Below are 19,000 nucleotides of genomic sequence, written 5' to 3'. Positions count from 1 at the left end.
GGACCACTCCCGACCCTTCGCTGATGAGCAGGGCGGCGCGCCCTTTTCACCGGGACGACCAGACCGCAGGGCTCGGCATAACGCTTTTTGCCCGCGAGATGCATCACTGGGCAATTGTTTGGACGCCGCCATTTTTCTGTTACGAGACCGCGAGTTCGGAGGCCTCCCCTTTGTGGGGTGCTCTTCCCGTCGCTCACCTTGACGTGCCGGCGTGGCGGGGTACCCCGAGTTTTCCCCGTACGTATCCCCTGAAGGAAGCCGCTCTCATGACGCGACACACCCACGACCCCCGGGCGACCGGTGTGCAGGAACGGGCTCATGTCCTGCACCGCACCCGGCCCGCGACGGATCAGGCCGTACCGGCCGATGCGCTCACGATCACGGAACTCGGAGTGACCCGCGGCCCCCGAGGAGAATCATGAAGGGCCTGCACCGGCTCGGCCGGCGCCGCCGAACAGTAATGGTGGGACTGTCGGCCGCCGCGGTGGTGGCCGGTGTCGTGACGCTGCTCCCCAGCTCCGCCGGAGCCGCCGCCCTCGGTACGCAGGCGGCCCCCTCGGGCAGGTACTTCGGCACGGCCGTGGCTGCCGGGAAGCTCGGTGACTCGACGTATTCGACGATTCTCGACCGGGAATTCAACATGATCACCCCGGAGAACGAGATGAAGTGGGACACCACCGAACCGTCCCGCGGAAAATTCAACTTCGGCCCCGCCGACCAGATCGTCAACCATGCCACCGCGCACGGCCAGCGGATGCGCGGCCACACTCTGGTGTGGCACTCGCAGCTTCCGTCCTGGGTCGGCTCCATCGGCGACGCGAACACTCTGCGCGGTGTGATGGACAACCACATCACCACGGAGATGACCCACTACAAGGGCAAGATCTACGCCTGGGACGTCGTCAACGAGGCCTTCGCCGACGACGGCAGCGGCCAGCACCGCAGCTCGGTGTTCCAGAACGTGCTGGGCAACGGCTTCATCGAGGAATCCTTCCGCACCGCCCGCTCCGCCGACTCCTCGGCCAAACTCTGCTACAACGACTACAACATCGAGAACTGGTCGGACGCCAAAACCCAGGGCGTCTACAACATGGTCAAGGACTTCAAGTCGCGCGGCGTACCCATCGACTGCGTCGGATTCCAGAGCCACTTCGGCGCCGGCGGCTCGCCCGCAAGCTTCCGCACCACCCTGGCCAACTTCGCCGCCCTCGGCATCGACGTCCAGATCACCGAACTCGACATCGCCCAGGCATCACCGACCGCCTACGCCAACGCCGTTCAGGCGTGCATGAACGTCGCCCGCTGCACCGGCATCACGGTATGGGGCATCCGTGACCGCGACTCCTGGCGCAGCAGCGAGAGCCCCCTGCTCTTCGACAACAACGGCAACCCCAAGGCTGCCTACACCGCCGTCATGAACGTCCTCAGGTCCGCTCCCAGTACCACTCCTGGCGGGGCCGGTACGGGTGGGGAGATCAAGGGCGTCCCCTCCGGCCGTTGTATCGACATCAACGGCTCCACCAGGGCCAACGGCACCCAGGCGCAGCTGTGGGACTGCAACGGACAGACCAATCAGCGCTGGACCTACACCTCCAGCAAGCAGCTGATGGTCTACGGCAACAAGTGTCTGGACGCCATGGCCAAGGGCACCCGCAACGGCACCGCGGTCGTCATCTCGGACTGCGACGGCAGCGCCGGCCAGCAGTGGAACATCAACACCGACGGCACGATCGCCGGCGTCCAGTCCGGGCTGTGCCTCGACGCCGTCGGCGCGGCCACCGCCAACGGCACCAAGATCCAGCTGTACTCCTGCTGGTCGGGCGGCAACCAGAAGTGGAGCGGTCTGTCCGGGACGCCCACCCCGACGAAGCCCGCGCCGGCGGGTGGCTCGTGTGCTCTTCCGTCGACGTATCGGTGGGCGTCGACGGGTGCGTTGGCGCAGCCGGCGAACGGGTGGGCCTCGGTGAAGGATTTCACCACCGTGACGTACAACGGCAAGCACCTGGTCTACGCCTCGAACGTGTCGGGATCGTCGTACGGCTCGATGATGTTCAGTCCGTTCACGAACTGGTCGGACATGGCGTCGGCCCGTCAGACCGGGATGAGCCAGTCCGCTGTGGCGCCCACGCTGTTCTACTTCGCGCCCAAGAAGATCTGGGTGCTTGCGTACCAGTGGGGTGCGTGGCCCTTCATCTACCGCACGTCGAGCGACCCCACCAACCCCAACGGCTGGTCCGCCCCGCATCCGCTGTTCACCGGAGGCATCCCGGGCGCCGCACCGATCGACCAGACCCTGATCGCCGACGACCAGAACATGTACCTGTTCTTCGCCGGTGACAACGGCAAGATCTACCGGGCGAGCATGCCGATCGGGAACTTCCCGGGCAGCTTCGGCTCCTCGTACACGACGGTCATGAGTGACACGGTGAAGAACCTGTTCGAGGCGCCGCAGGTCTACAAGGTCAAGGACCAGAACCAGTACCTCATGATCGTCGAGGCGCGGGGTGCGAACGAGCAGCGCTACTTCCGCTCGTTCACTGCCACCAGCCTGAACGGTTCGTGGACCCCGCAGGCCGCCAGCGAGAGCAACCCCTTCGCGGGCAAGGCCAACAGCGGTGCCACCTGGACCAACGACATCAGCCACGGCGACCTGGTCCGCGACAACCCCGACCAGACCATGACCATCGACCCCTGCAACCTGCAGTTCCTCTACCAGGGCAAGTCCCCCACCGCGAGCGGCCCCTACGACCAACTGCCCTGGCGTCCCGGGGTCCTCACGCTGCGGCGCTGACCTGACCCATCCACGGTGATCGCGGCTCAGGGCCGTCTGCCCGCGCTGAGACCAATGGTTCACGGCGCGGGCGGCACCGCCCGCTGACCGATACCCACCGCATCGAGGAACCCCAGCCGTGCGTCGGCTGGGGTTCCTCTCCTTGCGTACCAGAGGCTGACGTACACGTACCTACTTGCCGCGGGTCTTGCGGTAGAGCACCAGCGAGGCGATTGCGCAGACGACGATGGCGAACGCCGCTCCGCCGTAGTTGTCCTGGGTGATGCACACGCTCGCGATCACCACACCGATGACGATCGGCAGGCTGGCGCCCATGGTGTTCTTCATGAATGAACCCCTTCGGTCCGCGGGCGGTTCTGTCCGCAGGCGGTGGAAATCAGTGGTCGGAGCGCCCTCGGTGAAGGGGCCGGAGGCCCCCCGCGGACCGGGGCGGCGCGGCACGACGAGGTGTGCCGCAACCCGGTGGTCATGGCCGGGCCCGTCGCATCGGCTGACGGAAGCCGACCGGCTACCTGTCGCGGCTCGGTCTCGGACGCGGCAGAGCGAAGGCGCTGCCTATGCCTCTTTTTGCGGCCAACACAGTCAACTCCCTTTGTTGAGTGGGCGGTTCGCGCTCGGCCCCGACCGGGCGAGATGGTCAGGCATCGCGGCGGGTGAGCGACATGTGACCGGCCAGGATGGAGACGATGGCCCACACCGCGAGGACACCGAGGCCGGACCAGGCGTTCAGCACGCCGCCCCCGGAGTGCTGCTGGAGGGCGAGTCCTCCGGCGACGTCGGGGAGGAACTGCGCCACGGCCGAAACCCTGGGGATGTGGTTCAGCATCGTGGAGACCATGAAGAACAGCGGGATCAGCGTGGTCAGGGTCGCTGCGCTGGAGCGCAGGACGGTGGCCAGGCCCATGGAGAACAGCACGAGCAGCACCGTGTAGAGGACCGCGCCCGCCAGGTGGCCGACGGTCGCCGCGTCGAACGGAGCGGCATGATCGCCGATGAAGGCCTGGACGATGAAGAACCCCGCCACGATCCCGGCCGTGGACAGTGCGCCGGTGACGAGGGCGAGCAGGCCGAGTTTGGCCACGTAGAACCTGGTGCGATCGGGCACGGCGAGCAGACTCGACCTGATCGTGCCGCTCGCGTACTCCCCCGTCACCGCGAGGACGCCGACGACCATGAGGAGGATCATCCCCAGCGGCACCAGCGAGAGCCCGAGCCCGATCGGGTCGAAGCCCTTGGCGTTCAGGTCGCGTTCTCCGGGCACCGTTCCATAGGCAACGGACAGGCCGAGCATCAGCCACAGGTACAGCCCGAGCGACCAGGCCAGGGAGCGGATCGTGGTCAGCTTGATCCATTCGGACTTCAGGGCGTGGTTCACCGCCGGCCTCCCACCGTGGCGCGGTACTCCGTGTGGTCGTGGGTGATCCGCATGAACGCTTCCTCCAGGGACGCGGCGGATTGCGAGAGCCCGAACACCGGCACCTGCTGGGCGTTGGCGATGTGGCCCACCTTCTCCACCGTCGCGCCGTGCACCTCAAGCGTTCCGTCCGGCTGTCTCACACACGTATGGCCTTCACGGGTGAGAGCGTCGTGGAGCTTGTCGGGTTCGGCGACCCGGGCGAGTACGACGTCCGCGGAGTGCTCGGCGATGAACGCCCGCATGGTGGTGTCCGCAAGCAGCCGGCCACCGGCGATGATCACCAGGTGGTCTGCGGTGACCGCCATCTCGTTCATCAGGTGTGAGGACACCAGGACGGTTCGGCCCTCGGCGGCGAGCTGCTTCATCAGCCCGCGGATCCACAACACACCTTCCGGGTCAAGCCCGTTGACGGGTTCGTCGAGGAGTAGCACCGCCGGGTCGCCCAGGAGCGCGGCGGCGATCCCGAGGCGCTGCCCCATGCCTAGGGAGAACCCCTTCGCCTTCTTCTTGGCCACGTTGCTCAGGCCGACCAGGCCCAGTACTTCGTCCACCCGCGGTTCGGGAATCCCGTTGGCGGCCGCGAGCGCCCGCAGGTGGTCGCGGGCGCTGCGTTTGCCGTGGGTCGCCTTTGCGTCCAGGAGCGCCCCCACCTGCGTCAACGGGCGTTGCAGCTGCGCGTAGGGGGTCCCGTTGACGAGGGCGCGCCCGCCGGTGGGCTCGTCCAGACCGAGGATCATGCGCATCGTGGTGGACTTGCCCGCGCCATTGGGACCGAGGAAGCCGGTCACTTTCCCCGGCTCCACCGTGAAGGACAGATCGTCGACGGCGAGAGTGTCGTCGTACCGTTTGGTCAGGCTCTCAACGTGGATCATTCAAGTACCCAGGGGGAGTTGGCGAAGTGGTGCGACTCACCCTAGATGCGGGGTGAGTGGGTCGGGTCATACCGTGGATCGAGCCCGTCTACGTCTCAAGGATGTCCTCCAGATCCTTCGCTGCCTCGCGTGCGCCGTACAGTGCGGCGACACCCACGGTGTTCAGGACAACCTCGTCGACACCGGCCCGGCGGTAACGTTCGAGGCCGTCGCGAATGTCGGCGGGGGTGCCGTACAGGAACAGCCCGGCGTCGATGAGCTTCTTGGCGTCCTCCCGCTCCCCCGTGACGTCGAGTCCGGCGTGCCGCAGGGTGTCCTGATAGTGATCCGCCTGAAGGTGCATGCCGAAGGTGCCGTAAGCGGTGTCGACCATGTCGCGGCCCTCGCGGGCCACGGCGACGGGAACGAACGCCGTCACCCCGACCCTCGTGGTCCGCCCGGCCTTCTCCTCACCCGCGCGGATCCTGGGGATGAGGGTGTCCTGGATGTGTTCCGGTCCGCACAGCCATGTCACGGCGTCGTCGGCGATCCGTCCCGCGACCTCGGCCATGCGCGGCCGCAGGACTCCGGCGCCGACGCGGACCTTCGCCGCCCGCAGCGGGACGAGCTGGGCCTCCATGGACACGTACTCGCCCTCGGCGGCGACCGGTTCACCCGCGACCAGGCCCTTCACCGCGCTCAGGTACTCGTGCATCAGGGTGAGCGGCTTGGCGTACGGCCGGCCGAGAACGGCCGCCTGGTAGTTCGGGGCACCGGGGCCGAACGCAGCGAGGACCTCGTGGCCGGTGGTGAGGGACACCGTCCGGGCTTCCATCGCGGCCTGGTACGGGGCCCGCAGCGGCGTGAGGCTCACCCCGAACCCGGCGGGCACTCTGATGCCCAACCCGGCCAGCCACGACAGGAGTTGGTGACTGTCGATGATGGGTGACTGGCCCTGCCAGAACCGGTGCGCCTTCGTCCAGCGCACCAGGTTCGCGAAGGGTACGGCCTGCTCGGGCCGGGTCACGGCGATCGGGAGTACGAGCGAACAGCGCACGGCAGCGGGACTCTTTTCCTAGCAGGACAGCGCGGTCGGTATGCCGAGGGCCGCGCCGTGGTCGGTGAGCATCAGGTCGGTGTCGGCCACACCGGCCCAGCCGGTCATGTAGCCGAGGGTGGAGGTGCGGCCGCGGGCGCCGACGTAGAAGCCGTGGCGGCGGGCCAGTTCGAGCACCTCGTGCTGGTACTGGCCGGCCGACTTCACAAGGCTCTCGTCCCCGGTGAGCCGCGCCGCGTACAGGAGGGCCTGCACGACGCCGCTGCTGCCGTGGCACACGGACAGTTCCACCGGTGCCGCGGGAAGCTCGGTGGCGGCCTGTACGAGGCCGGGCACGGCGCGGTCGGTGAACCAGTCGAGCCGTCCGGCGGCCTGGGCGATCTCGCTGCCGGCCAGCAGTACGCCGGCGGCGCCCTTGCACCATCCGGTCAGTGCGGGGGCGTAACCATCGAAGTGGGCGGCGAGCCAGTCGGCGGCTTCCTCGGCCAGGGCCGGTTCGTCCAGGACCGCGGCGGTGCGGGCCTTCGCCCAGGCGAGGCCGAGCGGGCCGTGGGCGAGTTCCATCGGGGCGCCGGTCGGAGCCGCCCCCGGTGCCAGCGCCAGCTGACGCAGTTCCTCGACCAGGGCGGGGTCGTAGGTCCGGCCGCCGTGCCGCATCCTTGCCAGGAGCAGCAGCCACAGCCCGGCAGGGCCGTTGGAGACGTCCTGTTCCCGCTGCTCGCCGCGTTCCGCGATGGAGGCCAGGAGGTCTTTGAGCCACGCGTCCCCGCCCGACTCGGCATGGGCCAGGAGTTGGGAGGCGCGGCCGGAGAACACCGACTCCGGCACGTTGTCCAGGACCTGCGGGTATGCCTCCCACAGCTCGGTGAGCCCGGCCAGCGCGGCGTCGCGCATCGGGGCGTGGCGCCGGTCGGCGCGGGCGGCCTGCGCGTACATGCGGGCGATGCCGCCCATGTCGTGGAAGGTGACGAAGTTGCCGGGGGTGACGGTGGCCGCGCCCCGGTCGGGGCCGATGCCGCCGAGCCATCCGGTGCGTCCGTCCACGGTGACGGCGAGATCGGCGACGATGTCGGCGATCTTGTGGCCCCATTCGCCGGGGGCGGTCCCGTCCAGGGCGGCCCGGAAGATGCTGTCCCGGGACAGCCCCTGCGGCAGCACGGCCAGGTCACCGAGGCACTCCTCGACGAGGAACTGGTGGTACCGCTCGTGCTGACGCTTCGCCATGCTCACCCCCAACTTGGCGAAGTCGATCGCGGCGGTGCGGTAGAAGGTGTCGTGCTGCCCGGTGTACGTGGCCAGATGGAGCCGGTCGGAGCGGACCATGAAGTAGGGAATGTCACCGTTGTCGAGCCCGGCGGCCTCCTGGCGTTGGAGAAACTCGGCCTGGTCCGGGCGCAGTTTCTGGTGGAACCGCCTCAGGTGCGTGAACAGCCGGTCCAAGTCCTCTTGTTTCTTGAGGTACTTGGGGTGGGTGGAGGCGTCCAGGAAACGTGAGTACACCTCAGTGGACCGCATCACGGACCGCATCACCATGGACCCGTACCGGTCGAGCACTTCCTCGACCGCGCCCGTGCCGAGCACGGCGAGCATGTCCCGGTAGCCGTGCATCATCTGCGGGAAGAACTCCGTCACCGGAAGGTCCTTCTCCTGGAGCCGGGGCACGTTGATGGTGTGCTGGTGGCTGTAGTTCTCCCACACCACCCGGATCGCGTCGGTCTCGTCGTCGACGACCTTCGGGTTCTTGATCTGCGATTCCTGCGCGCCGAGGACGCCGATGGCGGACAGCATGATGTCGAACACCGAGTCGGGGTTCATCATCGGCAGCATCATGGTGGAGGTGACGCTGCTCTTCATGTGGTTGATCAGCGCGTTGGGCAGGGTGTCGTTGTCGACTCCGGCGTCCGCGCGGAGCAGCGTCTCGGTGTCGACAACGGTGGGGTACTCGCCACAAGCCAGCAGGTTCTCGTCGTGCAGGTCGGTCGCCCCGATCGCGGAGAACAGGCAGGTGAGAGCCCCGAACCGGTAGAAATAGCGGTCGGCTTCCGCGGGGGTCCGCATCGGACGGGGCGCCGTGAACAGTTGCCAGCCGTGGTCGGCGCAGGTGAGCGAGGCAGGCGCGCAGGGCTCCAGGGAGTGGGTGAGCCCCGGGCCGACCGCCCGGTACAGGTCGCGGGCGAATTCGTCGCCGGTGAGCGGGCGTGGTTTGTACACCAGTCGTGTGCCGCTGGTGAGGGTCACGAACCACACGCGCCGATTGTTGTTGTGCGGGTCCGAGCCGGACGTCTGCACCTCGCTGATCAGGTCGGACGGCTCGATGCCGAACGCCTCGGTCAGGCGGGGCAGGTCCTGGGTGTAGCCGGTGAGCAGCTCGTGTGAGGCCTGGCGCATCTGCTCCGTCACGCCGGCGAGGCGGCGGGCGAGGACGGGGTACTCGGCCAGTACGTCGGCACTGCCGTCGTGGGCGAGATGGCGGGTGTAGAGGGTGAGGGCCCTGTTGCTGCCGAGGTCGGCGGGCAGACCCTGTGCTTCGCGGAAGGCGTGGAAGGCCGCGATCAGGGAGCGGTAGGAGTGTCCCTCGACGGTCGCCAGGACGGCTTCCCACATCCGGTGCAGTACCGCATCGCGACTCTGTGGCGCGATGGCGCGCCGTGCGGCCGGGGCGAGTCCGTCCTTGAACGCCTGCCAGGGGGCGGCATGTGTGTAGAAGGGGGCGAAGCACTCTAGGTTCACGGCAGGGTCGGTCATGCGGTCTCACCCACAGGTTCTGCGTAAAGGGCGGCGTAGGCGGCCTGGTTGGCCAGGAGCTCCTTGTGGGTGCCGTGTTCAGCGACCCGGCCCCGGTGGAAGACGTAGATGTGGTCGGCGTTCTTGATCGTCGCCAGGCGGTGCGCGATGACGATCTGCGTCGCACCGCTCTCTTCGATGATCTTCGACACGCGGCGTTCGTTGACGGTGTCCAGGGAGGCGGTGGCCTCGTCCATGACGATCATCCGCGGGCGTTGCAGCAGGGTGCGCACGATGGCCAGGCGCTGGCGCTGGCCGCCGGAGAAGTTCGAGCCCATCTCCGACACCAGGGTCTTGAGCCCCATGGGGAGGTCGTCGATGAAGTCGAGGATGCCCACAGTGGCGCAGTACTCGCGCACTGTTTCCTCGTCGATGTCCTGACCGAGGGTGAGGTTCTCCAGGATCGTGCGGTTGTGCAGGTGGACCTCTTGGGGGATGTAGCCGATCTGGCGGCGCAGGAAGTCCGTCCGGTAGTCGGCCATCGGCCGTCCGGCGAACTCGACCACGCCGCCGGTGGGATGGTGCAGCCCGCACACGAGCCGGCCGAGCGTGGTCTTGCCGGAGCCGGACGCGCCGACGAAGGCCACCTTGGCCCCGGCCGGGATGTCCAGCGTCACGTCTTCGAGGACCGGTTTGCTGTGCCGCGTGTACTGGAACGACACCCGCTCCAAGCGGATGGAGGTGTCGGCGAGCTCGGTCAGTTCACCGCCGACGGGCTCCGGTTCGTGGCCGGTGATGTCGCTGAGACGGCTCATGTAGCGGGAGGTCTCGGTGATTTCGGTGACCATCTGGAACACCGACGTCGACAGGGCGAAGAAGGTGGCGGAGACGGCCTGCACGGCGATCGCCGAGCCGATGGACACGATGTGGTTGGCCGCCAGGTACAGGCTCGCCAGGAGCAGGATCAGTGGGCCGAACATCTGGGTGGTGGTGGCCATGCCGGAGATCCAGCCCTGCTGGAGCCGCATCCTCGCCCTCATGGCGTCCAGCGACGAGCGGTAGATCTGCTCCCACTCGGCGGCGAACTGGCGGGCGTAGCCGCCCATCTTGATGGTCGGGATGGAAACGATGGCGTCGAGCTGGGTGGCCTGGGAGCGGGAGAGGTGGGCGATCTCCGCGTCGGTGACCTCTTTGACGCGGTTCCTCGTCGTCCACAGGAACAGCGCGTTCATACCGAACAGGGCGAGGGCGACGAGGCCGATCCGCCACTCGGTGACGAACAGGTAGACGCCGATGCACACCAGGGTGCCCACGTCGAGGACGCCCTGGGCGATCCGGGAGGACAGCAGGTCACGGATGTGGTTGACGGTGTTCAGCCGGAACAGGAGCTCCCCGGGCTGTCGGGTCGCGAAGAACTTGTACGGCAGCGAGAGCAGCCGGGTGAAGACGTGGCTCATCAGGTGCCGGCCCATCACGGAGATGAGCCCGGCCAAGGTGAGGGTCCGGAGCATCCACAGCAGCAGGTACCCGGCCGCGGCCGCCGCGACCGCCGCCATGACGGAGCCCATCTGGCTCAGGTCCTGCCAGGCCGGTTCGCGGTCGACGGCCCACTTCGTCAGCGCCGGGATTCCGAGGACCGCGCCGTAGGAGCCGAGCGACAGCAGGGCGACCAGCGCGATCCGGTGCTTCGACCCGGTTGGGAACAGCGGCAGGGTCCGCCAGTCCCGGCTGGCCGGCAGCGACTGGCGGACCAGACCCTCGCCGGGTTCGGGCGCGATGACCACCTGTGAGAACCCGGCCTCCAGCTCGGCACGGGTCATGCGGCGCCGGCCGACCGCCGGGTCCATGACCCGTGCGGTCCTGCCGTCGAAGTGTTCCAGTACGAGGAAGTGGTACTCCTCCCAGTACAGGATGACCGGCTGGGTGAAGCCCTTGAGGGCGTCCACGCTCCTGGCCCGGAACAGCTTCACGTCCATGCCCCGCGAGCGCAGGAAGTCCGCGAGCTGCTTCGCGCCGAGCCCGTCACGGCCGGCTTCCAGGCCCTCACGTACGGTCTGGAAGTCCTCGGTACGGCCGTGGTAGCGCATGACCGCGATGCAGCAGCACAGTCCGCACTCCGTCTGGGTGACCTGGGTGAGCGTGGGTACGCGGCGGCCCATCACACCACCCCGTGGCAGATCGGCGATATGCGCAGGCCGGGCGCGAGCCGTCGGACCAGGTGCAGCAGCACGCCGGAGGTGCCGAGCATGACGCTGTTGGTGTGCGCGTAGCGGGACGTGCGGTCGGCCAGTTTCTGGCTGATGACGCTCGGGTGGAGCCACCGGGCTTCACTGTCGGCGATCTCGTCGAGGAGCGCGGGATCTCCGCGCCGGGCGGCGATGTGGCTGAGGATGTCGTGGTTGCCGAGGTCGCCGTGACACCACGTCAGGTTCCGGCCGAACCCGTACCGGACGGTGTTCGCCAGCGCGGTGTCCAGCCACTCACCGGCCCGCGGCTCGCCCGTGGTCTGCGCGACCTGCCAGAGACCGAGGGCGATACCGGCGGCGCCGTGGCACCAGCCGGTGGAGAACCGGTCCCGGGTGGAGGTGTTGGTGAACCAGTTCTCTTCCCGCGGGTCGTAGAACGTCGCGAGACGGTCGAGGAGCAGCCCGATCGCCGGATCGACCCGGTCGCCCGTGTGCGGACGCAGGACGGCGAGCGTGTGCAGCACACCGGCGACGCCGTGGGCGAATCCGGACTGCTCCCACCACGAACCCCGTGGGTCGTTGATGTGCTGGTCCAGATGTGCGCAGAGCCCGGTCAGTGCTCCGGTGGCGTAACTGCCGCCGACCGTGGCGATCATCGCCGCGGTCCCGGCGATTCCGGTGATCACGTCCGGGGAGTCCGCGGGCCCGCATTGATCGGCTACCAGCGGCACGGCTTCCTGGGCGGCCTTGATCCAGCCGGGCTCGTCCAGCATCCGCCCGGCCACGCTCAAGGAGAGCAGGAGTCCGGCCATGCCGGTGTAGGCGCCGGGCCCGTTCTGGCGGACGCTGCGCTGCTCGTAGACGCCGTCGGAGAGGATGGCGGCGCTGGTGGAGAAGATCTGCCGGGCCACCGCCAGATAGCGCGGCTCGTCGAAGTGGAGGCCGGCGGCTGCCAGCGCGAGGGCGGGGCCGGTGCGGCCGGTGTACAGGTCGTAGCCCAGGACGCCCGAGGGCCAGGGCCGGGTGGCCTGCGCGGAGGCGAGCGGCCCGATCCAGGTGGAGGGCAGGTGGGCGAACTTGTCGGGCAGGTTCGAGGCGACCAGGTCGTCGGCCAGCACCCGGGCGAGTTCCTCCAGCGGGGCCGTTTCGCTGCCGACGGGGTGGACGTCCCACGTCTTGTGTCCGGAGAGGTGGTTGTCGGGGAAACGGGCGCAGAACGCCGCGTACAGCATGCTCAGTTGCTGGTCGATCACCCGGTCGTCGAGCGCGGTGGCCTTCGCCAGGGCCCGCGCGAGCGGGGGTTCGGCGAGCCGGGCGCCCGTGTCGTTGCCGTCGCAGTCGTAGACGGCCGTGCCGGTCGCCTCGGCGGTGAAGTACGGGATGTCCCGCTCGGCCATCTGCACCATTTCCGAGCCGACGAGAGCGGGGTCGGACAGTTTCGACGGGATCGCGATCCGCTTCAGCAGCCCCACACTCAGATCCGTACCGGCCATGGCGGCGGCCGAGGACGTCATGCGCAGGCTCTGCGCGTACAGCGAGGTCGGGTTGTGGATGTAGCGGATCCGCAGGGCCGGGGCGGTCGTCTTCAGCAGAGTGGTCCACGAGGACGCCTCACGCCGCACGGCCTGACACACCGTCATGAAACCGTCGGCCATCTCCTGGGCGAGGCGGTGGATCTCCTCCTCGCTGCCCTCCCGTACGACGGTGGAACGCTGCTCGGCCGGCTGGGCCTGAAGGCGCATCCGCATCCGGTCGGTGAAGGGGTGGTCGAACACCATGCTTTTGAAGGGCGACACTCCTTGGTTGTCGCCGCCGAGGAACCCGAGGTCGACATGGCCGGAGTTCTCGTCCTTGCCGGGCAGCACCAGGGGAAGGATGCCGATGCCGTACACGCTGCGACCGATGGCGTCGTAGGCGTTGCCGTCGGCTTCCGGTTTGGGACCGGTGTGGACGCGCGCGGGGTGCAGCAGTGTCTCCAGGTCGACCGGGACGGGGCCGCGACGGGTGGCCAGGATGTTCTCGAAGTGCATGTCCCGCGCGTCCAACAGGTAGAACACCGCAGCCAGTTCGCCGCAGGCACGCATGAACGGCGCACCCTGGTCCGTCACGTCCTCGGCCTGTACGTAGGCCACGTACCCGTACCCCCCTCGCGCGAGCGCGGAGGCGGCGGGCAGGGCGGTCCCCGCCATCCGGTTGACCTCGGCGGTGATCGTCTCGAAAGCCGCTTCGCAGGAGATGTCGCGGGGTTTGTACACAAGGCGGGCGCCGGAGGCGAAGGTCAGGATGCTGACGCAACGGCCGTGGGCGTGTGCGTCGCCGTCGGCGTCACCGATGGACACCAGCCGGTCGTCGCGAGCGACGGCGAATCGGCGCTGCAAGGCGTCGCGGTCCTGGGCCAGGCGCTCGAACAACTCACGTGCCGCGGCACGGGTGTTGCGCACCACATGGGTCACGGCGGAGGTGAGGACGGGGAATTGGGCGAGGTATGTGGGCCAGACGGCACGCACGAAGTGTTCGTAGCGGTCCTGCGGGGTGTCACCGCTGAGCACGCCGTCCACGGACGCCTGGTTCACCGCGGCGACCAGAGCGCGCGTGGCGGTGTCGCGGATCCTCGACTCGGCCCGGGTGAGCACCTGCACCGTGATGTCGTCGGCGTCTGCGAACATGTCCGCGTGGTCCGCGGGCAGGGCCTGAACAGCGGCGGGCAGGGCGAGTTGGCGGATGACCCGCTGGAACGGGTAGGTCTCCGGCATCCGGGACCAGTTGACGACGAAGGCCGGGCAGTCGGCCGGTGCCGGCTCACTCGCCGTGGTGAGCACCGTCCGTACGGCGGCGTCGAACACGCTGAGGGGCTCGATGGTCTCCTGTATTTCCGCGCCGTCGAATTCCGGATAAAGGTTCACGGGAGAGGTCAACGTTCTTACTCCATGCGCGGAAAGCGGTAGGGTGGAAAGTTGGGCCCAGGGGAGCGGGGAACATGCTCCGTTCCCCGCTCCCCCGGGCTCGTTCGTGCCGTGTGCTACGCGACCGGGGTCAGCACTGCTTGCTGCACTTGGTCGTCGGGCAAGCCGCGCTGGAGACGAGCGTCGTGACAGCGATGCTGCACGGAACGGTCGTGGTGCCTCCGTGTGCGTCTTCCTCGCTGAGCTCGATCAGCTCCAGCTCGTCGTAGGCACCAAGGAAGTCCTCCTTCTGCATGTACTTCACCTCCCTCCGTCACACTCACGCCTGAACAGCCCCAAGACAGGGGTCAGTTGCAGTTCGGCTGGCATTCCTTCGTGAGCGTGCACCAGCCACCGTTGTTGCTGAGCACGTTGGACAGAGAGAACGTGTTCGTCGTGCACGCGCCGTACGCGACGCCGTCGAAGTCCTGCTCCGCGATCTCCTCGATCAGCGAAACGTCACCCTCAAAAGCCATGTGAATTCACCCCCGTTCCGACCACTAAATATGCCGCAAGTCGATGAACTCCGCGTATTTCAGCGGTGTTTCGCCTCGCATGCCATTGCCTGGTCAGAGCAACGAGGCATGAAGTTACACAGCAGCACCGTGGACCACAACAGTCGCAATTGTGACCCTGGTCACAGTAACGGTTTGGTTTAGTGCAGGTCAGTGACGAGCAATGCACTCGTACCTCTGTGTCCTATGTGGTGAGGCGAATGAGTCGGTTTTTCACCGGCGGCCGCACACCGGGAAAACGCCGTCTGCTGCTACTGCGGAGTACAGAGGAGTACAGAGGGGCCCCGAGCCGATGCTCTGCCCCACGGCGTCCTCGTGATCCGCCGCCACGGGTTCAGCCCCCGGATGTCGAGCGCGAAGCGGCCGGAGACCAGGGACAGTCCGCCCGCTTCCGGCAAGGCTTGCATCTCGGCACCCGGCCCGTCTCGGCCCACGGGGCTCTGACCTCTGTGTTCGCGCCTTTCTTGGCCCGCAAGGGGGCGGATTCGAGCACGGCGCGGCTCACTCTGGTCAGCGCGGCGCAGTCCGCCTGCCGCTGGACCTCCTCGTGCAGGCGGTCCCACGTCCCGGCCCGGTGCCAGATCAGAAACCGGCGGTGAGCCGTCGACTTCGACACCCCGAAACACGGCGGCAGCGACCGCCAGGCGCACCCGCTGACCAGGACGTAGACAACCGCGGCGAACAGCGTCTCATCTGGGGTGTTCGGTGTGCCTCCACCCTGCGGCCGAATCCGCTCTTCCGGAATCAGCGGACGAGCGATCTCCCACAACCCGTCCGGAACTATCCAACTCCACGTACCCTGCCCCATAAAAGAATGCCCAACTCTCCACATAGGACACTGACTGATTTCAGCTCACCGCGACTCGGGCCGCCCGATCCGGGCGCGCACCAGTTCAGCGGCACGGCCTGGCAGCCCCGTCGGGGATATGGCATCGTCGAAGGAGGCGATATGCATGCCAACGACATGAGGAGCAGCCCATGTTCAAGAAGAAGGCCGGCAGCGACGACCCCAAAGCCCGCGACAAGCAGGAGCAGAAGGACGCCAAGAAGGCCCGGCGCAAGGCGAAGTACGGGCGGAACTCCGAGGCCGCCAACACCGCCGCCATCACCAGCACCTACTTCCACCAGTAGATGCGGCGCTGACCGGCGGCAAGCGCACGCCCCCTCACCCGGGCGGCGAGCGGCCGGTCCGCAGCAGATGCCCCGTCACCTTGGTCATGGGACAGGTGGGTGTACGGGAGTCATCGAGCGCTCTCCCCGTGGCCGGCCGACTGGCGTCCCGGCCATGGCCGGACAGCAGTAGATGAGCAATGGGCACCATCGCGCCGGCCGACGCGCGTCGGGGACGGCTCTTGCCTGGTGGTGCCGGTACGCGGCGGGCGAGGCCGCACCGCATCCATGCCCGCCCGGAAACCTGACGGCCCAAGTGACCGCTTCGCTACACCATGTGGTTCGGATGACTGTGCCTCCGCGGTTCGCCGGGCGGCCACACCGGGTCGGCGAACCGCGCCGGACACGCGGCGGCAGCCCGTGCGGTGCAACGGGATGAGAGTGGCTGGACGGCGTCGGTACACGGTGCGTGACGGGTCAGCCGTATCCGTCCGCGTTGTCGTCGAAGTCGGCCTCGGGACCGGTCCCGGGCGTCAGGAAGGCCCGCGGGAGAACTCCTGGGCGCGATGGGCGCGATGGGCCTTCCTGGCTGTCCCATCGGTCAACTGCCGCTCGCCACAAGGGGGTTTACGCGGACGCCCCGGGCGTCGCACAACGACGCAGCGTCTCGACGGGCGACACCGTCCCGTCCCGGATCGACCCCACATGGCCGGCCCCCCGCCTGTCTCGCGCGTCCCCCGCAGCCAACAACCGTGATCTTCCAGATTGTAGGCACTTCCGTTTCCACACGGAAACAGGCCACGAGAAAGCGGCCGGAATCGATCGGTCCGCAGGCGAGATCCAGCCACGCGCGCTCGCCACCCATCGGCCATCGGCCACGAAAGGGCAAGCCGCGTCCCGGAACCGGACAGGAGCCGGATATTCTTCGTCCGGCCGATCAGCGCCGCAATCCTCAAGGGGGCAGCCCGAAGGTGAAGTTGCCAGCCCGCACCCGCGCGTCCGAAGGCACCGGTGAGGACCCGCTCGGCACGCCGAGCGCCGCCCCCGGGGGTCGCTCACACGCGGAAACACGACCTGCTGCCGCGCCACCCGCAGCAGACAGCAACGCGCAGAGCCCGCGTACGGCCCGTCGCAGCCCCCTCGCGGAGAAGCTCGACCGGCTCCTGACGCTCACCACGCCCCAGGGGGGCGCGTCACCGTCGTACAACGAGATCGCGCGCGCCATCGACGAGGCCGCGGGCGAACGCGTGATTTCGGCCAGCTACATCTGGAAGCTCCACAAGGGCGAAGCCGACAATCCGCGCCTGGGTCATCTTGAGGCGCTGGCCCGCTACTTCGACGTGCCCACGGAGTACTTCCTCAACGACACCGTCGCCGACCGCATCGATGAGCAGCTCACGATTCTGCATGCCCTGAAGAGCGGAGCCGTGCGCAACATCGCGCTGCGCGCCGACGGCCTGTCCCCCGAGAGCCTGCACGCCCTCAGCGGCATGGTGGACCGGCTGCGCAGCCTGGAACAGCTCGACAACCCCATCTGAGCAACCGCGCATCCGCGGGGATACGCTGCACCGGAGCAACGGGCGGGCCCCGACCAGGCCCGGCCGAACCGGCTGTCACGGGGGACGGTGCGCATGTTCAAAGGGCTTTCCATACACGCCAGGAGCAGGCAGGGACTGCACGCCCGGTGCGAGGAGCTTCTCGCCTCGCTGACGCTGCCCAGGCCCTTCACCACACAGAGATTTCTGGACAACCTCGCCCACGGGCGGGGACGGCCCATCGTCGTCCTGCCGCTGCCGGGCATCAGCGGCGCCGGTGCGCCTTCCGGTCTGTGGATCGCCACCGCCTCCACCGACTACGTCTGCCACGAGCAGAAGACCTCGCCCCTGCACCAGCAGCAGATCATCCTTCATGAGTGCGCCCACATGCTGTTCGGCCACCGCACCGTGACGGACCCGGAGGGAACCGAGCGGCTGCTGCCCGACCTCGGGCCCTCTCTGATCCGGCGAGCGCTGGCGCGCTCCGCCTATGACAGCCAGCAGGAAGCGGAGGCCGAGACCCTCGCCTCGATGCTCCTTCAGGCCGGCCACGACGAGCCGGCCCCGGTGTGTGTTCCCACCAGTGAGACCGCCCTGGTGGAACGCCTGATCCGCTCGCTGGGCCAGCACTCCGGCTGAGCGGCATGATCGACTACCTCCACCCGCTGTGCGCACTGACGGCACTGCTGGCGCTGACGTACAAGCTCCGGGACCTGCTCCGCACGCCCCGTGATCCGGCGCTGGCAGTCCTGTGCGGCGTCCTGGCCCTGTCCGCCCTGAGCCTCACCCTGTCGCAGCCGGCCGTATGGAGCCTGCTGGACCGCCTGTTGGGCTACCCCAACATCGCCGCGCTCCTGGCGCAGTGCAGCGTCGTGCTCCTGATCACGGGACAGCAGGCAGTCCTCATCTACTGGAACAGTCCGCCGCGTCAGGCCCGCCGGAAGATCGGCGTACGGCTCGCCCTGGCCCTCCTCGTCCTGGGCACGCTCGTGGGCCTGTTCACCCTGCTCGCACCCGACCAGCGCAAGCCCCGCGGCTTCACCCTCCACTACGTCCACGAACCGCTGTACTCCGCCTACCTCCTGCTGTACATCGCGGCCTACGTCCACGGCGAGATCGTCGTCGCGCGGCTGAGCCGGCGCTACGCCCGGCTGGCCCCCCAACCCTGGCTGCGCCGAGGCCTCAACCTGGTCTGCGCCGGGGCCACCCTCACCCTGGGGTACGGCACCATCCGGCTCCTCAACATCGTCACCACGCGCCTGCCCTGGAAGCCCGACTCCCTGGAGTGGCTCGCCTGGTTGTGCGGCGACGCCGGAACCCTGCTCATCCACATCGGCTGGACGATGCCCGGCTGGGGCCCCGCGCTCACCACCGCGCACCGGAGCCTGCGCGCATGGCGCCGGTTCCGGCGGCTGCGGCCCCTGTGGGAAGCGCTCAGCAACGCCGCTCCCTCCATCGTCCTGGAGACGGCCGCCCGGCCATGGCGGTCGCGATACAGCCTCCAGGCCCTGGAGTTCCGCCTCTACCGCCGTGTCATCGAGATCCGCGACGGCCAGCTCGCCCTGCGGGCCTACGCCGGCCCGGAGGCCGGTCACCGGGCCCGCGAGCACGCCAGAACCGCCGGTCTCGACGGCGCCGACCTGCGGGCCGCAGTGGAAGCCGCGCTGCTCGCCACCGCGATCCAGGCCAAGGAGACCGGACGTCCTCCCACCCTCGCACCACCCCATGGCGAGATGCCCGGAACGGCCGGACTCGCGGACGAGACGGACTGGTTGATCAAAGTCGCCGTCGCCTTCCAGCACTCACCCGTGGTCACCCGAACCCTCACATCCGGGATTGTCCGCGAACATTCCCGGGATTGTCCGTGATCGG

General features: G+C 68.3%; 15 protein-coding genes and 1 pseudogene. 6 read left to right on the top strand and 10 right to left on the bottom strand.

Annotated elements, in window-relative coordinates; translation table 11 throughout:
- Positions 1-266 precede the first annotated feature (266 nt).
- Both OG522_RS39010 and OG522_RS39005 read left to right on the top strand, forming a co-directional pair.
- On the top strand, positions 267-422 hold the full coding sequence (locus OG522_RS39010; RefSeq protein WP_329468191.1) for a hypothetical protein: 156 nt from the start codon (positions 267-269) through the stop codon (positions 420-422).
- Positions 419-2,791: a non-reducing end alpha-L-arabinofuranosidase family hydrolase gene (locus tag OG522_RS39005; RefSeq protein WP_329468190.1), complete on the top strand. Its 2,373-nt coding sequence runs from the start codon at positions 419-421 to the stop codon at positions 2,789-2,791. Before OG522_RS39010 ends, OG522_RS39005 begins: the two co-directional genes overlap by 4 nt.
- Positions 2,792-2,962: 171 nt before the next feature.
- Here the strand turns inward: OG522_RS39005 and OG522_RS39000 are convergent, their stop codons facing one another.
- The 10 genes and pseudogenes from OG522_RS39000 to OG522_RS38955 form a co-directional block, all read right to left on the bottom strand.
- Positions 2,963-3,118 carry a hypothetical protein gene (locus OG522_RS39000; RefSeq protein WP_329468189.1) on the bottom strand — a complete coding sequence of 52 codons (156 nt, stop codon included), beginning with the start codon at positions 3,116-3,118 and terminating at the stop codon, positions 2,963-2,965.
- Between the two features lie 310 nt (positions 3,119-3,428).
- Positions 3,429-4,166 (bottom strand): ABC transporter permease, encoded by a 738-nt coding sequence (locus OG522_RS38995; RefSeq protein WP_329468188.1) that lies wholly within the window; start codon positions 4,164-4,166, stop codon positions 3,429-3,431.
- Entirely contained in the window at positions 4,163-5,080 is a 918-nt protein-coding gene (locus tag OG522_RS38990; RefSeq protein WP_329468187.1) for an ABC transporter ATP-binding protein, read from the bottom strand. Before OG522_RS38990 ends, OG522_RS38995 begins: the two co-directional genes overlap by 4 nt.
- 88 nt (positions 5,081-5,168) lie before the next feature.
- Positions 5,169-6,116 carry an LLM class flavin-dependent oxidoreductase gene (locus OG522_RS38985; RefSeq protein WP_329468186.1) on the bottom strand — a complete coding sequence of 316 codons (948 nt, stop codon included), beginning with the start codon at positions 6,114-6,116 and terminating at the stop codon, positions 5,169-5,171.
- An 18-nt stretch (positions 6,117-6,134) separates the two neighbouring features.
- Positions 6,135-8,861 (bottom strand): type 2 lanthipeptide synthetase LanM, encoded by a 2,727-nt coding sequence (lanM, locus tag OG522_RS38980; protein ID WP_329468185.1) that lies wholly within the window; start codon positions 8,859-8,861, stop codon positions 6,135-6,137.
- Positions 8,858-10,999 (bottom strand): peptidase domain-containing ABC transporter, encoded by a 2,142-nt coding sequence (locus tag OG522_RS38975; protein WP_329468184.1) that lies wholly within the window; start codon positions 10,997-10,999, stop codon positions 8,858-8,860. The genes lanM and OG522_RS38975 overlap by 4 nt, the downstream gene beginning before the upstream one ends.
- Positions 10,999-13,941 carry a type 2 lanthipeptide synthetase LanM family protein gene (locus tag OG522_RS38970; RefSeq protein WP_329468183.1) on the bottom strand — a complete coding sequence of 981 codons (2,943 nt, stop codon included), beginning with the start codon at positions 13,939-13,941 and terminating at the stop codon, positions 10,999-11,001. The genes OG522_RS38975 and OG522_RS38970 overlap by 1 nt, the downstream gene beginning before the upstream one ends.
- 118 nt (positions 13,942-14,059) lie before the next feature.
- Complete coding sequence (locus OG522_RS38965) at positions 14,060-14,224, bottom strand: class II lanthipeptide, LchA2/BrtA2 family (protein WP_329468182.1); 165 nt, start codon at positions 14,222-14,224, stop codon at positions 14,060-14,062.
- A 52-nt stretch (positions 14,225-14,276) separates the two neighbouring features.
- Entirely contained in the window at positions 14,277-14,444 is a 168-nt protein-coding gene (locus tag OG522_RS38960) for a plantaricin C family lantibiotic (RefSeq protein ID WP_329468181.1), read from the bottom strand.
- A 368-nt stretch (positions 14,445-14,812) separates the two neighbouring features.
- Positions 14,813-15,291 (bottom strand): annotated as a pseudogene (locus tag OG522_RS38955) (transposase); the annotation flags it as partial.
- Between the two features lie 170 nt (positions 15,292-15,461).
- Here OG522_RS38955 and OG522_RS38950 point away from each other — a divergent pair.
- The 4 genes from OG522_RS38950 to OG522_RS38935 all read left to right on the top strand — a co-directional run bounded on the left by OG522_RS38950 (position 15,462) and on the right by OG522_RS38935 (position 18,996).
- Positions 15,462-15,614 carry a hypothetical protein gene (locus OG522_RS38950; RefSeq protein WP_329468180.1) on the top strand — a complete coding sequence of 51 codons (153 nt, stop codon included), beginning with the start codon at positions 15,462-15,464 and terminating at the stop codon, positions 15,612-15,614.
- A gap of 950 nt (positions 15,615-16,564) precedes the next feature.
- Entirely contained in the window at positions 16,565-17,131 is a 567-nt protein-coding gene (locus tag OG522_RS38945; protein ID WP_329468179.1) for a helix-turn-helix domain-containing protein, read from the top strand.
- Between the two features lie 93 nt (positions 17,132-17,224).
- Positions 17,225-17,767: a hypothetical protein gene (locus OG522_RS38940; RefSeq protein WP_329468178.1), complete on the top strand. Its 543-nt coding sequence runs from the start codon at positions 17,225-17,227 to the stop codon at positions 17,765-17,767.
- Positions 17,768-17,772: 5 nt separating this feature from the next.
- Positions 17,773-18,996: an MAB_1171c family putative transporter gene (locus OG522_RS38935; RefSeq protein ID WP_329468177.1), complete on the top strand. Its 1,224-nt coding sequence runs from the start codon at positions 17,773-17,775 to the stop codon at positions 18,994-18,996.
- The last annotated feature ends 4 nt before the right edge of the window (positions 18,997-19,000 follow it).

It is taken from the genome of Streptomyces sp. NBC_01431 (genome assembly GCF_036231355.1).
Lineage (GTDB): Bacteria > Actinomycetota > Actinomycetes > Streptomycetales > Streptomycetaceae > Streptomyces.
This window is presented reverse-complemented; position numbering and strand designations above follow the sequence as displayed.

Bases quoted from the DNA above. Each gene is read 5' to 3' on its own strand.
- OG522_RS39010 (WP_329468191.1), top strand. From the start codon at position 267: ATGACGCGACACACCCACGACCCCCGGGCGACCGGTGTGCAGGAACGG.
- OG522_RS39000 (WP_329468189.1), bottom strand. From the start codon at position 3,118: ATGAAGAACACCATGGGCGCCAGCCTGCCGATCGTCATCGGTGTGGTG.
- OG522_RS39005 (WP_329468190.1), top strand. From the start codon at position 419: ATGAAGGGCCTGCACCGGCTCGGCCGGCGCCGCCGAACAGTAATGGTG.
- OG522_RS38950 (WP_329468180.1), top strand. From the start codon at position 15,462: ATGTTCAAGAAGAAGGCCGGCAGCGACGACCCCAAAGCCCGCGACAAG.
- OG522_RS38975 (WP_329468184.1), bottom strand. From the start codon at position 10,999: ATGGGCCGCCGCGTACCCACGCTCACCCAGGTCACCCAGACGGAGTGC.
- OG522_RS38990 (WP_329468187.1), bottom strand. From the start codon at position 5,080: ATGATCCACGTTGAGAGCCTGACCAAACGGTACGACGACACTCTCGCC.
- lanM (WP_329468185.1), bottom strand. From the start codon at position 8,861: ATGACCGACCCTGCCGTGAACCTAGAGTGCTTCGCCCCCTTCTACACA.
- OG522_RS38935 (WP_329468177.1), top strand. From the start codon at position 17,773: ATGATCGACTACCTCCACCCGCTGTGCGCACTGACGGCACTGCTGGCG.
- OG522_RS38965 (WP_329468182.1), bottom strand. From the start codon at position 14,224: ATGCAGAAGGAGGACTTCCTTGGTGCCTACGACGAGCTGGAGCTGATC.
- OG522_RS38960 (WP_329468181.1), bottom strand. From the start codon at position 14,444: ATGGCTTTTGAGGGTGACGTTTCGCTGATCGAGGAGATCGCGGAGCAG.
- OG522_RS38940 (WP_329468178.1), top strand. From the start codon at position 17,225: ATGTTCAAAGGGCTTTCCATACACGCCAGGAGCAGGCAGGGACTGCAC.